The 14,475-nt window shown below is 59.5% G+C and carries 17 protein-coding genes and 1 riboswitch; of the genes, 11 read left to right on the forward strand and 6 right to left on the reverse strand.

What is annotated here, in order from left to right; all coding sequences use genetic code 11:
- Positions 1-105 precede the first annotated feature (105 nt).
- Entirely contained in the window at positions 106-534 is a 429-nt protein-coding gene (locus tag ACZ5FP_RS11665; protein ID WP_464660266.1) for a GNAT family N-acetyltransferase, read from the forward strand.
- A gap of 2 nt (positions 535-536) precedes the next feature.
- Here the strand turns inward: ACZ5FP_RS11665 and ACZ5FP_RS11670 are convergent, their stop codons facing one another.
- Together ACZ5FP_RS11670 and ACZ5FP_RS11675 are read right to left on the reverse strand one after the other, a co-directional pair.
- Positions 537-1,028, reverse strand: coding sequence for a CinA family protein (locus ACZ5FP_RS11670; protein ID WP_464660268.1), 492 nt, complete (start codon positions 1,026-1,028; stop codon positions 537-539).
- Positions 1,025-2,218 (reverse strand): bifunctional 2-C-methyl-D-erythritol 4-phosphate cytidylyltransferase/2-C-methyl-D-erythritol 2,4-cyclodiphosphate synthase, encoded by a 1,194-nt coding sequence (locus ACZ5FP_RS11675; RefSeq protein WP_346305429.1) that lies wholly within the window; start codon positions 2,216-2,218, stop codon positions 1,025-1,027. The genes ACZ5FP_RS11670 and ACZ5FP_RS11675 overlap by 4 nt, the downstream gene beginning before the upstream one ends.
- Positions 2,219-2,410: 192 nt before the next feature.
- Between ACZ5FP_RS11675 and dusB the strand changes: the two genes are divergently transcribed.
- Genes dusB through ntrC form a run of 3 tightly spaced genes read left to right on the forward strand, consistent with a single transcriptional unit; the run spans position 2,411 to position 6,032 of the window.
- On the forward strand, positions 2,411-3,409 hold the full coding sequence (gene dusB, locus ACZ5FP_RS11680) for a tRNA dihydrouridine synthase DusB (RefSeq protein WP_464660270.1): 999 nt from the start codon (positions 2,411-2,413) through the stop codon (positions 3,407-3,409).
- On the forward strand, positions 3,406-4,563 hold the full coding sequence (locus ACZ5FP_RS11685) for a two-component system sensor histidine kinase NtrB (RefSeq protein ID WP_223614991.1): 1,158 nt from the start codon (positions 3,406-3,408) through the stop codon (positions 4,561-4,563). The genes dusB and ACZ5FP_RS11685 overlap by 4 nt, the downstream gene beginning before the upstream one ends.
- 2 nt (positions 4,564-4,565) lie before the next feature.
- Positions 4,566-6,032 carry a nitrogen regulation protein NR(I) gene (gene ntrC, locus ACZ5FP_RS11690; protein WP_223614990.1) on the forward strand — a complete coding sequence of 489 codons (1,467 nt, stop codon included), beginning with the start codon at positions 4,566-4,568 and terminating at the stop codon, positions 6,030-6,032.
- A 100-nt stretch (positions 6,033-6,132) separates the two neighbouring features.
- Here the strand turns inward: ntrC and ACZ5FP_RS11695 are convergent, their stop codons facing one another.
- The 4 genes from ACZ5FP_RS11695 to ACZ5FP_RS11710 all read right to left on the reverse strand — a co-directional run bounded on the left by ACZ5FP_RS11695 (position 6,133) and on the right by ACZ5FP_RS11710 (position 8,325).
- Positions 6,133-6,483: a DMT family protein gene (locus ACZ5FP_RS11695; RefSeq protein ID WP_463012938.1), complete on the reverse strand. Its 351-nt coding sequence runs from the start codon at positions 6,481-6,483 to the stop codon at positions 6,133-6,135.
- Positions 6,484-6,648: 165 nt separating this feature from the next.
- Entirely contained in the window at positions 6,649-7,299 is a 651-nt protein-coding gene (locus tag ACZ5FP_RS11700) for a hypothetical protein (RefSeq protein WP_464660272.1), read from the reverse strand.
- 63 nt (positions 7,300-7,362) lie between these two features.
- Positions 7,363-8,103: a CbtA family protein gene (locus ACZ5FP_RS11705; RefSeq protein WP_464660274.1), complete on the reverse strand. Its 741-nt coding sequence runs from the start codon at positions 8,101-8,103 to the stop codon at positions 7,363-7,365.
- A 12-nt stretch (positions 8,104-8,115) separates the two neighbouring features.
- A complete protein-coding gene (locus ACZ5FP_RS11710; RefSeq protein ID WP_130269314.1) occupies positions 8,116-8,325 on the reverse strand; it encodes a CbtB domain-containing protein in 210 nt (69 codons plus the stop codon).
- A 32-nt stretch (positions 8,326-8,357) separates the two neighbouring features.
- Positions 8,358-8,508, reverse strand: a riboswitch (cobalamin riboswitch).
- 46 nt (positions 8,509-8,554) lie between these two features.
- Here ACZ5FP_RS11710 and ACZ5FP_RS11715 point away from each other — a divergent pair.
- The 7 genes from ACZ5FP_RS11715 to ACZ5FP_RS11745 all read left to right on the forward strand — a co-directional run bounded on the left by ACZ5FP_RS11715 (position 8,555) and on the right by ACZ5FP_RS11745 (position 14,393).
- Positions 8,555-9,151 carry a histidine phosphatase family protein gene (locus ACZ5FP_RS11715; protein ID WP_464660276.1) on the forward strand — a complete coding sequence of 199 codons (597 nt, stop codon included), beginning with the start codon at positions 8,555-8,557 and terminating at the stop codon, positions 9,149-9,151.
- A gap of 86 nt (positions 9,152-9,237) precedes the next feature.
- Complete coding sequence (gene copC / locus ACZ5FP_RS11720; protein ID WP_464660278.1) at positions 9,238-9,609, forward strand: copper homeostasis periplasmic binding protein CopC; 372 nt, start codon at positions 9,238-9,240, stop codon at positions 9,607-9,609.
- Complete coding sequence (copD, locus tag ACZ5FP_RS11725; RefSeq protein WP_464660279.1) at positions 9,609-10,493, forward strand: copper homeostasis membrane protein CopD; 885 nt, start codon at positions 9,609-9,611, stop codon at positions 10,491-10,493. The genes copC and copD overlap by 1 nt, the downstream gene beginning before the upstream one ends.
- 176 nt (positions 10,494-10,669) lie before the next feature.
- Entirely contained in the window at positions 10,670-11,326 is a 657-nt protein-coding gene (locus tag ACZ5FP_RS11730) for an NAD-dependent epimerase/dehydratase family protein (RefSeq protein WP_464660281.1), read from the forward strand.
- Between the two features lie 108 nt (positions 11,327-11,434).
- Positions 11,435-11,932 (forward strand): hypothetical protein, encoded by a 498-nt coding sequence (locus tag ACZ5FP_RS11735; RefSeq protein ID WP_288193785.1) that lies wholly within the window; start codon positions 11,435-11,437, stop codon positions 11,930-11,932.
- Positions 11,933-12,044: 112 nt separating this feature from the next.
- The gene (locus ACZ5FP_RS11740) at positions 12,045-13,298 is read left to right on the forward strand and encodes a hypothetical protein (RefSeq protein ID WP_464660283.1); all 1,254 of its coding nucleotides are present in this window, start codon (positions 12,045-12,047) and stop codon (positions 13,296-13,298) included.
- 219 nt (positions 13,299-13,517) lie between these two features.
- A complete protein-coding gene (locus tag ACZ5FP_RS11745) occupies positions 13,518-14,393 on the forward strand; it encodes an aldo/keto reductase (RefSeq protein ID WP_464660285.1) in 876 nt (291 codons plus the stop codon).
- The last annotated feature ends 82 nt before the right edge of the window (positions 14,394-14,475 follow it).

The raw sequence follows: 14,475 nt of genomic DNA on the forward strand, positions 1-14,475 counted from the left end.
CTGGCGGTGATGATGTCAAGAATGGCAAGTTTCCGCGCATCGGATGATTGATCGCAGCGGGACGATTCAGCTAGAACTGCGGCGCAACCAGCTTGGGAGAGAATGATGAGTGGCGTTGAGCCCGATTACACCCTTCACGGGGAAGCACCATCCGTCGACGACTATTGCCGGTTGCGGGTGATTTCCGGTTTGAGTCCGAAGAGCCGTGAGGCGGCTCTCATCGGTCTTCCCAACACGGTCTGCGGCGTGACGGTGACGCTGGACGGCAAGGCAGTCGGCATGGGCCGCATCGTCGGGGATCGCGGCTGTTTCTATCAGGTGGTGGACATTGCGGTTGATCCCGCCCATCAGGCGCGCGGGCTTGGCAAGAAGATCATGACTGCGCTGATGGACTATGTGGCGGCGGAAGCGCCTGATGGCGCCTATGTCAGCCTTATCGCCGATGGCCCGGCCAAACATCTCTACGCAAAATTCGGCTTCGAGCCGGTGACGCCGGATTCCATCGGCATGGCGTTCCGGGTGTCGCGCACCTGAATTCAGGCGAGCGTCTTCAACACCAGATCGAGCGCCGTTTCGACGGCGTTTTGCCGGATGCTCGCGCGCCCCTGATCGGGAAAAACATGCCGTACAGCCTGCGGCGCCTGTCCCTTGAGAGCGACACCGAACCAGACGAGACCAACCGGCTTGGCCGCCGATCCGCCGCCCGGACCTGCAACACCCGTCACCGCCACGGCAATGCCGGCGCGGGAGTGTTGCAATGCGCCCGCGGCCATGGCCAGCGCCACTTCCTCCGATACGGCGCCATGGGCAGCGATCACTTCCATGGGAATGCCGAGCATCGCGTGCTTGGCTTCGTTGGAATAGGTGATGAAGCCGCGATCCACCACGTCGGATGAACCGCCGATGTCGGTGAGGGAGGCCACAATCAGCCCGCCGGTGCAGGATTCGGCTGTTGCCAGCAAAATGCCTCTGGCGCGGCAGGCTTCCAGAACCGCGATGGCCTTTGTCTCTGCGATCAGTCCGCTCATTCCGGTAATCCTCCCGGATAGATCACCGATGCCGTAGCGATGGCGGCAATGCCTTCCTTGCGGCCGATAAAGCCCATCTTTTCATTGGTCGTCGCCTTGACCGACACGCGATCGGGCGTAATCCCGAGCATTTTCGACAGGGCGGCGGTCATGGCCTCGCGGTGCGGGCCGACTTTCGGTTCCTCGCAGATCAGGGTGATATCGGCGTTGGCGATGCGCCCGCCCGCCGCCTTGACGATTTTCACGGCATGCTCGACGAAAATATGCGAGGCGGCACCCTTCCATTGCGGGTCGGACGGCGGGAAATGCGTGCCGATATCGCCCGCGCCGCGCGTGGCCAGCAAAGCATCGGTCAGTGCATGCAAGGCGACATCCGCGTCGGAGTGGCCATTGAGCTTGCGGTCATGTTCGATGAAGACGCCGGCGAGCGTCACGCCATTGCCGGGCTCGAACGAATGCACGTCATAGCCGTTGCCCGTGCGCACATCCGGGAAGGCGGCATGCCTTTGCGACAGACGGTCATCAGCCATATCGATATCCTTTGCCCAGGTGAGTTTCGTATTGTCAGCCGATCCCTCGACAATCCGCACCGGCAAGCCTTGCCACTCGGCAATGGCGGAATCGTCGGTGAAATCGGAACGGCCGATGGCGAATGCCGCATCATGCGCCGCCATGATCGGCCCATAGGGGAAGGCCTGCGGCGTCTGTGCCGCATAAAGCCCGGCGCGCGGCACCGTGGCGCTGACCATGGCATCATGGCCCGCTGCTTTCAGCGTATCGGAGACGGCAAGCACCGGCAGAACACCGATATGCGGCGTCAGGTTGAAAATAACCCGCTCGAGCAGATCGGCGGAGATGAACGGCCGCACGCCGTCATGGATGAGCACGTGGTCCGGCGCCTGGTCCTTCAGGGCGAGCAGGCCAAGCCGGGTTGATTCCTGCCGCGTCGGCCCGCCGGTTACGCATGTGACGCGTGCCGCATAGTCTCCTGCCGCCTGGGCGAAGAGGGATTCGTCTTCCTTGTGGATGACAACGACGACATCGCCGATGAACGGGCAGCCGAGAAAGGCCCGCAGCGTATGCGCCAGAACCGCTTCACCGCCGATCTTGCGGTATTGCTTCGGTCCTTCAACGCTTTGGCCCGCGCGTTCCCCGCGACCAGCCGCCACAATGACGGCTGCCACCCGCATCTGCTTGTCGTTTGTACCTGCCGCCACACTTCTCTCCGTAACTCCAGACTGCGTTACCTCTTGCCGAGGCGAAAGACCAGAGGTTTAAACGAAATCTCGTCCATTCGAGGTGCTCTTTGCCTTGCCTAGTCCGGTGTTCCTGTCTAAAGGATAGGCGATTGGAAAATTGCATACGAAACAGGCAATAGTGACGTGATCGATCTGAATCAACCACTCGAGATAGGCGGCGTACAGCTGCGTAACCGGGTGTTCCTTGCGCCGATGTCCGGTGTGTCCGACTTGCCGTTCCGCCAGCTGGCGTGGAAGGCCGGCGCAGGCATGGTTGTGTCCGAAATGGTTGCCAGCGCCGAGCTGTGCACGCGCGAGCGCGGCAACCTGCTGCGGCTGCGCGGAGACGGTCTCGGCACCCATGTGGTGCAGATCGCCGGGCGTGAAACGAAGTGGATGGCGGAAGCCGCGCGCATCGCCGAAGGCGAGGGCGCGCATATCATCGATATCAATATGGGCTGCCCGGCCAAGAAAGTGACCGGCGGTTTTTCCGGTTCTGCCCTGATGCGCGATCTGGACCATGCCCTGACGCTGATCGAGGCGACCATCGCTGCGGTAAACATTCCCGTGACGCTGAAAATGCGCCTGGGCTGGGATGACGACACGATCAATGCGCCTGAGCTTGCCGCCCGTGCCGAACAGGCCGGTGTGCAGATGGTGACGGTGCATGGGCGTACCCGCTGCCAGTTCTATGAGGGCAAGGCGAACTGGCATGCCATCCGTGCCGTCAAGGCGGCCGTTTCCATCCCGCTTGTTGCCAATGGCGATGTGGTGAACCGCGACGATGCCAATGGCATTCTCGAGGCGTCGGGAGCCGATGCGGTCATGGTCGGGCGTGGCTCCTATGGGCAGCCCTGGCTGCCCGGGATGATCGTTCATGGCGCGCAGAACGGGCAGGACACAGGCCTGATCGCCGACTATGCGGTGGCCCATTACGAGGCGATGCTGGCCCATTACGGCGAGCCGACCGGCATTCGCCATGCGCGCAAGCATCTCGGCTGGTATCTGGAAAAGCACGGTGTCGACATCAGCGCGGCTGAACGCGCTTCGATCATGACCGAAACCAATCCGCGTCTGGTTGCCGGGCGCCTGCATGCCGCACTCGCGCGGCCGGACGAACATGACATGAAGAAGGTTGCATGATGACATCGGCAGACAATGTTGCGATGGACGACAAACTGGCCGGGATCGTTCTCAATGCGATCCGCCATCCTGTGATCATGCTTGATGAAAGCGGGCATATTTCCTATGCCAATTCCGATGCGGAAGCGTTTTTCCGCTCCAGCGCCAGCATATTGAGCCGCAACACGCTGGAAATGCTGCTGCCGTTCGGCAGCCCGTTGCTGGCTCTGGTCAAGCAGGTGCGGGAAAGCCCGTCGCCCGTCAATGAATATCGCGTCGATGTTTCGTCGCCGCGCCTCGGACAGGACCGCATTGTCGATCTCTACGTCACGCCGGTCAGCGAAGCGCCGGGATCGATCGTCATCCTGTTCAAGGAGCGGTCAATGGCGGAAAAGCTCGACCGACAGATGACCCATCGCGGCGCCGCCCGTTCGGTGACCGGCCTTGCATCCATGCTGGCGCACGAAATCAAGAACCCGCTGTCGGGTATTCGCGGTGCGGCGCAGCTGCTGGAAACCGGTCTCAACGATGATGACCGCGCGCTGACGCGGCTGATCACCGACGAGACCGACCGGATCGTCTCGCTTGTCGACCGCATGGAAGTGTTTTCCGACGAGCGCCCGATCGAACGGGAGGCGGTGAACATCCACGTCGTGCTGGACCACGTCAAAGCCATCGCCAAGAACGGCTTTGCCAGCCACATCAAGTTCCATGAGGATTATGACCCGTCGCTGCCCTATGTTTTTGCCAATCGTGATCAGCTGGTACAGGTGTTCCTGAATCTGGTGAAGAATGCGGCGGAATCCATCGGCACGAGCGAGCCGGGCGAGATCACGCTGTCGACCGCCTTCCGCCCCGGTATCCGCCTGTCGATTCCGGGCATCCGCAACCGGGTATCCCTGCCACTCGAATTCTGCGTGCAGGATACCGGTTCAGGCGTTTCACCGGATATCATGCCGCATCTGTTCGATCCGTTCATCACGACAAAGCCGAACGGCTCGGGTCTCGGCCTGGCGCTCGTAGCGAAAATCGTTGGCGATCATGGCGGTGTCATCGAATGCGATTCCGTACCGCGCAAGACGACATTCCGCATTCTGATGCCCGCATGGCAGAGCGATCCGTCGGACGACGACCATGCGGATGAAATGATTATATCGAAAAAGGCAGGATTCTGATCATGAGCTTGGGCAGCATTCTCGTTGCGGATGACGACGCAGCTATCAGAACAGTCCTCAATCAGGCGCTGTCACGTGCCGGTTACGATGTGCGCATCACGTCCAATGCAGCCACCCTGTGGCGCTGGATTTCCGCCGGTGACGGCGATCTTGTCATCACCGATGTGGTGATGCCCGATGAAAACGCTTTCGACCTTCTGCCACGCATCAAGAAATCGCGCCCCGATCTGCCGGTTATCGTCATGAGCGCGCAGAACACTTTCATGACGGCAATCCGCGCTTCCGAAGCGGGGGCCTATGAATATCTGCCAAAGCCATTCGATCTGACCGAGCTTGTCAGCATTGTCGGCCGTGCCTTGGCGGAACCGAAGAAAAAGCCGGAAAAATGGGCCAATGAAGAACAGCCGGATACCATGCCTCTGGTGGGCCGCTCGCCTGCCATGCAGGATATCTACCGCGTTCTTGCCCGGATGATGCAGACCGACCTGACCGTGATGATTTCAGGTGAATCCGGCACGGGCAAGGAGTTGGTGGCGCGGGCGCTGCATGAGTATGGCCGTCGCCGCAAGGGGCCGTTCGTCGCCATCAACATGGCTGCCATTCCGCGCGACCTGATCGAATCCGAACTGTTCGGCCATGAACGGGGTGCTTTCACCGGTGCGCAGAACCGGTCGAGCGGCCGGTTCGAACAGGCGGATGGCGGCACGCTGTTCCTCGATGAAATCGGCGATATGCCGATGGAAGCGCAAACGCGTCTGCTGCGCGTACTGCAGCAGGGCGAATACATGACCGTGGGCGGACGCACGCCGATCAAGACTGATGTGCGCATCGTGGCCGCGACAAACAAGGATCTGCGGACGCTGATCAATCAGGGCATGTTCCGCGAGGATCTTTATTACCGCCTGAACGTGGTGCCGCTGCGCCTGCCGCCGCTGCGCGAGCGCGGCGAGGATATTCCCGACCTTGTCCGGCATTTCTTCAAGATGGCGGCAAAGGACGGCCTGCCGGAAAAACGCATCACCGCCGATGGCCTCGACCTGATGCGCCGCTATCCCTGGGCCGGCAATGTGCGCGAGCTGGAAAATCTGGTGCGCCGTCTCGCCGCGCTTTATCCGCAGGAAGAAATCAATGCGGATGTGATTGAGGCGGAACTCAAGGCCGACCTGCGGCCGGCGGAGCCATCCTCGACGTCGATGTCCAATGAGGACATCACTATCGCCCAGGCGGTGGAACTCAACATGCAGCGCTACTTCCTGTCCTATGGCGATGATCTGCCGCCGGTCGGGCTTTACCAGCGCGTGCTGGAGGAAGTGGAATACCCGCTCATCCTCTCATGCCTGACCGCAACCCATGGCAACCAGATCAAGGCAGCGGAACTGCTCGGGCTCAACCGCAACACGCTGCGCAAGAAAATCCGCGAACTGGGTGTCAACATCTACAAGAACACCAAGAACGATCTGGGGCGATGATTCCTTCCCGGCAACGGTGTTTCCCGCCGTCGTTCATATAATTATCTGACTAACTATACTACCCGTCTGCACCATCAAGCACGTATGCTGTCGTTTGATCCTAGAGCGGACCCTTGAACACGAAGAATGCGCCGCCGCAGATCATCGCGAAGCCGACGAGGTGGTTGATGGTGATTTTCTCGCCGAGATACATCACTGAAAACCCGGCAAAGACCAGAAGCGTGATCACTTCCTGAATGGTCTTCAATTGGGCGGCCGAATAGATCTCGTGACCGTAGCGGTTCGCCGGTACCGCAAGGCAGTATTCGGCAAAGGCAATCATCCAGCTGATGAAGATGACCAGAAAGAGCGGCCGGTCCGCGAATTTGAGATGGCCATACCAGGCAAATGTCATGAAAACATTTGAGCCAAGCAAGAGGAGGATGGGGCGGATATAATCAAAGGAGGGCATGAAGTGTCCTTGGCTCTCAGCGTCTTTGGGCAGGGAATGCAATAACGTTCAAACGGTCAAAACGATCCGGACAGCAGGCTTACGTCAAGTCGCGCGCAGCGGAAAGGGCGATCTGGAGTTTGGCGGCAAGACATGCGCGGTGTGACCTAAAGGCCATAGCCTTGATCAGGCGTTGACGGGCTGTCGTGGCGGGCGTGTCAGATGGATGACGGAAAAAACCGCCGAAGCAAGCAGCATCGCGAATCCCAGGAAGGAAAACAGGCTGGTCAGGTGTCCAGGCACATCGCTCCAGCGCGGCCTGATGATATCAGCCGTGTTGTAGGGATCGCCGCTATACTGGCACATGACGAAAGAGCCGCCATTGCGCACAAGTGTGGCATCGAGATCGGAGACCAGGGCACTGACGGCGTCCCGGTGTTCGGGCATGTCACGCATATACACAAGCACAGCCTTCGTCGCAGCAAGATAGGCGTGCGAACAGGCATTGAACGGGCTTTGCTCGTCCGCAATGCTGCCGGGGACAATACCCCAGAGACAATAGCTGTATTGGATATTGGTGTAGTTCAACAGCCGCCGGAATTTCTCATCGGTGCGGGTCATGCGGGCCGCCAGATCGAGGATCGGCTTGCGGTAGTCGGCGATAACCGCCATTTCACCATGGGACAGGCTTGGAATGGAAATGCCCGACGTATCGGTACCGGCGCTGCTGCGGTGCGCCCATCCGCTTTCGGTTTGCAGCATGAACAGGCATACGACCAGAGCCAGAAGCCAGCCTGCCGGGCATCCCATGGGGATATCGAAGCGTTGCGGTCTCATGACAATCCCATCGGCAGCGGAAGCCTGAACGCCCGCGGGCGTTCAGGAATGGCGCGACTGCGCTCAGCGTGCCGCATGCAGGCGATAGCGCGGACGATGTCCGGCCAGAACCCGTTCAGCCAAAGCGCCGAAGAGCAGACCAAGCGTTGTCCAGACGATCACATGGATGCCCAGCGATGCGACGCGGAAATTCCAGAGAACGGTCGGTGAGAACTGTTCGGGAACTTCATTGATGGCGGGAAGCGCGTATTGCACCAGCGCAATGAACACGACATAGGCGGCACCGGCCATCAATGTCGCGTTCCATGCGCCGTGCTGGGCATAAAGGCGCTTTGCCAGACCCACAGCCGCCGCAAGGGCACCGAGCGAAACCACCAGCATGACGAAGAACAGTTCCGTTCTGGCCCCGATGGTATCCGGGCTGCCAACCGCAGGCGGATTCATCGGGTACTTGATGCAGGGAACGAGAACAATTGCCACAAAACCCGCGAGCGCCAGCAGGGCCGCCGTGCTGCGCGGGCTGAGGGAACTGACCCGGCCATGCACAAAGGCAAAAACCAGGGAGAACAATCCGCCAAGCGCGGCACTGTAGACCACAATGCCGGTAAACAGGCCGATGCCGGCCTGTGTCGCCCGCGTGACAAGCTCCGGTTCAGCCGCTGCGCCGGCCGCCTGGCTCATCTTTTCCTCGAAGGCAATGGCATGATCAACCTGCGGTTCGCCGAACACCCGGGCAAACCCGAACGCCAATAACCCGGCGATGACCCCTGCGATCATACCGCGGATCAAAAGATCTCTTGTCATTGTTTTGTTTCCTCAGTGGCAGGGAAAACCGAGGAGATGGCGGCCGTCATGGACGAATTCGTGCACATACATGCCCGAGAAGAGCGACATCGCACCTTCTTCCGCACCAATGAAATAGATTGCGAGCAGCATGATCAGCCCGCCGAAAATGGCCCAGGGCAAGACTTCGCCAAGAGGAATGGGCGTGACGCCTGCTGACGGCGTAAGAGCGATATCGGACATGAATTTTCTCCCAGAATGACGCGTTCACTAACGGAATAGATGATGTTGCGGCCAGGGTCTGGCTTTCAATCAGCGAAAAAGGACTGATTAATTACAGTGGCGCGACCGCTCCGGAATTTCACCGGCTTCCAAACTCGCAACAGCACGGTTATATCTGTGCGCGCCGCAGACTGTCAATGAACGGTCTGCGGGCTGTTTCCGGTTTTTTCTGAGGGTTTTGAGGGATATTTTGACCAGAGCCACGCGGTTGACCCTTGTTTGCCATGGCGCTACACCGGCGGTCCGCACAGGTGCTTTCCCCGCCGACGAAGCGCTTGAACCCGGGGAAGCCCAAAACCTGCAGGCCATTGCCGGGCATTTGCGCCGTGCGCACCATGTTTTGACCAGTCCGGCACGGCGCGCCCGGCAAACCGCCGATGCCCTGGGTCTGGAATCCGTTGTCGATGCGGCGTTGGCGGATATCGATTACGGGAAATGGGCGGGGAGGACGCTCGCCGCGGTCCACGAAGCCCACCCGGACGATGTAACGGACTGGATGAACAATCCCGCCTCGGCCCCGCATGGCGGCGAATCCGTCCATGATTTTCTCGTCAGGATTGCAGATTGGATGAGCGCGCATATGCATGATGGCGGTCACACAATCGTGGTGACGCACGCTTCCGTCATTCGTGCCGCTGTTCTGAGCGTCTTGCAGGCACCGGATTCCGCATTCTGGCGCATCGATGTCGAGCCGCGCAGCTGTACGGAAATGAGCAGCGACGGCCGCCGGTGGATGCTTCGCGCTGCCGCCTGCGCGCCGTCGCGCCCCACAGGGATTCTGCCATGATCCCGGCAAAAATCAGGCTTAGCTTTCGCCGCGCGGTCGCACCCTTTCTCCGGATCCGTCAAATCCGCCCGCTCACAGGAGTTCTCATGTCACGGCTCATTCGTATTTTTGCAGTCGCAGCGGTCCTTAATGCCGGCCTGTTGGGGCAGGTATTGGCGCACGCCCATCTTGAATCGGCAGTTCCGGCCGAAAACGCCATCGTGAAGGTCTCGCCCGTCGAGATCGATCTGACGTTTTCCGAGGGTTTGAATCTGAAATTCTCAGGTGCAACGATCACCGGCCCGGGCAAGGCGACCATATCGACGGGACAGGCCAAACTGTCGATCAACGACCACAAGACACTGGTCATTCCGCTGTCGGCACCCCTCGCGTCGGGGGAATATACCGTGAACTGGACCGCACTTTCCACCGACGGTCACAAGACCAAGGGCAGCTATACATTCACCGTCAAACCCTGATGGGGTTGGAGACCACGCTTGTTCTGTGCAGGTTCGTGCACAATACGTCCACGATGTTCCTGTGGGGCGCGTTTGCCTATCTCGCACTGCTTGTGCCCAAACCCCTGGCGCTGGAGATCGGGGAGCGCTTGCGTCCTGCGAGCGGGATCGCGGTCTTTCTGGCTATCGGAACGATCTTTGCCACGCTGCCGCTGCAGGCTGGAATGATCGGGCAGGGCTGGAGCGATGCCGTCGATCTCGGAACCATCCGGGACGTGCTGCTTGAGACAAGTGTCGGCCGCGGCTGGGCGATACAGGTCGCGGCGGCCCTGCTTTTGTTGCCCGCATTGGCTCTGTCGCCACGCCGCGCGTCCATCGCTCTTGCCATGGCTTCGGGACTGCTTCTGGCAAGCCTGGCATTTTCCGGCCATGCCACAATGCGGGAGGGCTGGATCGGCGCAGCCCACCGTTTCAACGATATGGTGCATGTGCTCTCGGGCGGCGCGTGGATCGGCGCGCTGATACCGGTCGTGCTGATCCTTGGCCGGTTGCGCCAGGCGGAATGGCGTGTGGCTGCGCGAACGGCGCTGATGCGGTTTTCGTCGGCCGGTCATGCGGCCGTCGCACTGGTGATCGCATCCGGCGTGGTCAATACCACGCTCGTCCTTCGACGTCTGCCGGCTGATTGGACATCCCCCTATCAGGCCTTGCTGGCGCTGAAGATCATTCTGGTTGTTGTGCTGACCGGACTGGCCCTGATCAACCGCTATGTTTTCGTTCCGCGCATGCGCACCAGCGAGGCAGGTTCCATACGCGCCATACGGCTCGGGACCCTGACGGAGATCACACTGGGCATTGTCGTGCTCGGGCTGGTTGCCTGGTTTGGCATGCTCGAACCCGTCTAGGTCGAAAAACGTGAGGGCAATGTCACATTCGATTGGGCTGTCTCGTCTTGGTGGCGCAAGACCAATTGCAGGCAATGACAGGAGACAGACACATGATCAGGAACATCTTTCTCGCAGGCGCCAGCGGCGCGGTTGGCAGGCGGCTTGCACCGCTGTTGGTGTAGGCCGGATATGTGGTGACCGGCACCACGCGAAGCGCCGAGAAGGCCGCTTCCTTGCGCCAGATCGGGGTCGAGCCGGCCATTGTCGATGTCTTCGATGCCGAAAAACTCAAATCCGTTGTGGCTGAGGCCGAGCCCGATGTGATCATACATCAGCTCACGGATTTGCCGCATGGTGTCAGTCCAGCGGCGATGAAGGATTTCATCAGCCGCAATGCCCGCATCCGCAGCGAGGGAACCGCCAATCTCGTACAGGCGGCAAAAGCCGCGGGTGTCGGGCGTATCATCGCGCAGAGTATCGCCTGGGCCTACGCGCCGAAACCTGGTGTGTTCATCGAAACGGATCCGCTTGATCTGCACGCGGAAGAACCCCGCGCGACGACTGTCGCCGGTGTCGCAGCCATGGAACGGGCCGTGTTGAACGAGCCCGGCATGGCGGGAATCGTCCTGCGCTACGGCTTTTTCTACGGGCCGGGGACCGGTGTCGATATGCCGGCCAATCCGGATTTGCGCGTCCATGTCGATGCGGCCGCCAGCGCAGCACTCAAGGCTATCGAGCGCGGTGCAAGCGGTGCCTACAATGTTACCGAGACGGATGTTGTCGCCAACAGCGGGAAAGCCCGCCATTCGCTCGGCTGGGACGCCGCATTCCGCATTGACCGCCGCCCATAGACCCTCGCGATGACAAGCGCGAGGCGAATCGACAGACCGCCTCCCACAGAGTTGGGAGACGGGCAAAGCGCAATCTGGTTCTAGCACAGGTGGCAGAACCAGAATCCGGTGCCCGTTTTGACGGGAGTTTTAACCGTGCTTTCGTTTCAGCATGGGATGCCATGCCCTATGCTGTGGCCAATCGTCAAAGAATGGCCCATGAAAAACGTGTCCGACCTGAACAGCAAATCTGCCGGCCGCGCCGGCAAGAATACGTTGGAAGAGCAGAGCAGGCAGGCTTTGCTCTCCAGCGCAGCCGGGCGTTCATCGAAAGCGGTAAAGCGCACAATGAGCCAGTATTTCAAGAGCTTGTCAGATGTTGATGCGGCCAGACATCACGTGGAGAAGGCCAGGCGCACCGCCGATGACAGCTTGAACCGGGCCAAAGCTGCACCAAAACCGCATGAAATCACCAACCCGGCCTTTGTTGCGCTGTTCGAGGCGCACCAGCATGATCGGGAGGTGCTTTTTGCTGCCATGCGCGCGCTTGACCGGGCTCAGGAAGTGCTGCAATCGGAGGCAGAAAAGACGGCATTTTTTGCCAGGGATGACGATCAGCCACGCTGAAAGTTGCAATCTATAGGTGAATAAGTACACCACAAGATTGTATTTTACAGACTTTTGCTTTCCGCCGGCCTATCAATCCGCTGTTCGATGTCATCAACAACGGAAAATCTGCGTGAAAAAACTCATTTCCCTGATCATGGCGGCAAGTTTTGCCTGCTTCGCTTTTTCAGCAACAGCGCGGGCGGACAATGCCGCGACCGAGCTGTTCCAGAAATATCTTGCCAATGGCCGCATCGGCGAGGCCGATGAGCAACTGCTGGCCTTGGCGGCGAAAGCGACGAACAATGCCGATGCGCAGCTGGGCCTGGGCCTTGTGCGCACCGCCCGCGCGTTCGAAAAGCTGGCGCAATCGCTTTTCAAACATGGATTTGGTTCGAAATCGGATGGCTATGAATTGTATCTGGGGCTGGGCGCCAGCCAAATCGCCAGAAACAGCAATCCGGAACCCATCACCTATGAGCAATTCCGCGGTATTCTCGCAACGTTCATTGCCGATCTCGATTCTGCCGACAAGGCACTTGCCGCCGTTGGCGACAAGCCGGCAAAGCTGAAGGTCGATCTTTCGGTTGCCCGGTTTGACTGGAACGGCGATGGCAAGGTTGGGCCGGAAGACCATATCGGCCGTGCCATTTCGGATACCAATGAAAACGGCGATCCCCTGCCTTTCATTGTCGGCTTCGACACCGCCGATGCGAAATGGCTGCAAGGCTATGACAATCTGCTGATGGCCGTCGCCAAGGCATGGCTTTCCCATGATTTTTCCGAAAGCTGGAACAGCAGCTTCAGCGTGGTGTTTCCCCGTGCTGTCTCGACCATGTCGGCAGTCAATGGCAGGGGCGCGGACGAATATACGATGTTCGGGGTGAACAAGGCACAGGCCGATGACATCGCTGATTTCATAACCCTCATTCACACCATCCGCTGGCCGGTTGCCGACAAGGCGATGTGGAGCGAGGTGCGCGTTCATCTGAAGAAGGTGATTGCACTCAACCGGGAAACCTGGGCCCTCATCGACAAGGAAACCGACGACGACCATGAATGGCTGCCCGGCCCGAAGCAGAAGAGCGGTGTGCTGCCATCCTTCAATGTCACGCAGGAGCGCATCCAGGCCTGGCTCGCGGTGTTGTCGCAATTCGAGGCGGCCCTGGATGGCAAGATCCTCATTCCCCATTGGCGCTTTGACAAAGGTATCAATCTGGCCAAGGTTTTCGACGATCCAAGGCCGTTTGATTTCATCCTCTGGCTCACCGGTCCGGCTGCCGTGCCGTATCTTCAGGACGGCCCAGCGATGAGCAGCGGCGAATGGAACCAGATCACGGCGATCTTTGAGGGAAATTTCGCCTCTTACGCCTTCTATTTCAATTAGAATGAAGCCGTTCGGGTGTCGGCCAATGGCAATCGTTGGCCGATCTCGTGACCGGTAAAGAGAGCGGGCGCTTCTTCAAGCCTTAAACTTTTGCCGTTGCGGTCTATATGTATCAAGGACGCACCATGGCGTGCGTTCACGATCTTGCGCGCGTTCCGTGCGCAACAGACGTTCCTGACTTTCATCGAATACTCCAATTCAAACGAAAGAACTGTGACAATGTCCCAATCCATTGCATCCCAATCCGGTACATTCAGAATTGGCGGCGATATCGAAATCAATCGTCTTGGCTTTGGCGCCATGCGCATCACTGGCCGTGGTATCTGGGGGGAGCCCGCCGACAAGCCGGAAGCCATTCGCACCTTGCAGCGCCTGCCGGAACTTGGCGTGAACTTCATCGATACGGCAAATTCCTATGGTCCGGATGTTTCAGAACTTCTGATCAAGGAAGCCCTTCATCCCTATGGCGACATTCTCGTTGCCACGAAGGCTGGTCTTACGCGCGAGGGACCGGACCGTTGGACGCCGAAGGGCGATCCGAAATACCTGATCGACGAGGCGCATAAGAGCCTTCGCCAGCTTGGTGTTGATCAGATCGGTCTCTGGCAATTGCATCGGATCGACTCGAAAGTACCGCGTGACGAACAGTTCGGCGCTGTGAAATCGCTGCTCGACGCGGGTGTGATCCGCCACGCCGGACTGAGCGAGGTGTCTGTTGAAGAGATCAAGGCCGCTTCGAAATTCTTCAAGGTGGCGACGGTGCAGAACCGCTACAATCTCGTTGATCGCGCAAGCGAGGATGTCGTGGATTACTGCACGCAGAACGGAATCGGCTTCATACCCTGGTTCCCGCTGGCTGCGGGTGACCTGGCAAAGCCGGGCTCGTTGCTGGACACCATCGCTTCCCGTCACAAGGCGACGCCGGGCCAGATCGCCTTGGCATGGGTGCTCAAGCGCAGCCCGGTCATTTTGCCCATACCGGGAACATCCAAGGTCAAGCATCTTGAGGAAAACGTCGATGCCGCAAGGATCAGCCTCTCCGATGAGGAATTCAGCGCGCTTGACCGGGAAGGCAAGGCACACGCCGCACGATGAATTTCCTTGGGAGAACGCAGAAAGGGCCCGGTTTTCCGGGCCTTTTTCCTTTGCTTCTTGTAAACAGCATTCGCCCGTCTAA

The organism is Phyllobacterium sp. T2-21, from assembly GCF_055378485.1.

Bases quoted from the DNA above. Each gene is read 5' to 3' on its own strand.
- ACZ5FP_RS11665 (WP_464660266.1), top strand. From the start codon at position 106: ATGAGTGGCGTTGAGCCCGATTACACCCTTCACGGGGAAGCACCATCC.
- ACZ5FP_RS11670 (WP_464660268.1), bottom strand. From the start codon at position 1,028: ATGAGCGGACTGATCGCAGAGACAAAGGCCATCGCGGTTCTGGAAGCC.
- ACZ5FP_RS11675 (WP_346305429.1), bottom strand. From the start codon at position 2,218: ATGCGGGTGGCAGCCGTCATTGTGGCGGCTGGTCGCGGGGAACGCGCG.
- ACZ5FP_RS11685 (WP_223614991.1), top strand. From the start codon at position 3,406: ATGATGACATCGGCAGACAATGTTGCGATGGACGACAAACTGGCCGGG.
- ntrC (WP_223614990.1), top strand. From the start codon at position 4,566: ATGAGCTTGGGCAGCATTCTCGTTGCGGATGACGACGCAGCTATCAGA.
- ACZ5FP_RS11695 (WP_463012938.1), bottom strand. From the start codon at position 6,483: ATGCCCTCCTTTGATTATATCCGCCCCATCCTCCTCTTGCTTGGCTCA.
- ACZ5FP_RS11700 (WP_464660272.1), bottom strand. From the start codon at position 7,299: ATGAGACCGCAACGCTTCGATATCCCCATGGGATGCCCGGCAGGCTGG.
- ACZ5FP_RS11705 (WP_464660274.1), bottom strand. From the start codon at position 8,103: ATGACAAGAGATCTTTTGATCCGCGGTATGATCGCAGGGGTCATCGCC.
- ACZ5FP_RS11710 (WP_130269314.1), bottom strand. From the start codon at position 8,325: ATGTCCGATATCGCTCTTACGCCGTCAGCAGGCGTCACGCCCATTCCT.
- copC (WP_464660278.1), top strand. From the start codon at position 9,238: ATGTCACGGCTCATTCGTATTTTTGCAGTCGCAGCGGTCCTTAATGCC.
- copD (WP_464660279.1), top strand. From the start codon at position 9,609: ATGGGGTTGGAGACCACGCTTGTTCTGTGCAGGTTCGTGCACAATACG.
- ACZ5FP_RS11745 (WP_464660285.1), top strand. From the start codon at position 13,518: ATGTCCCAATCCATTGCATCCCAATCCGGTACATTCAGAATTGGCGGC.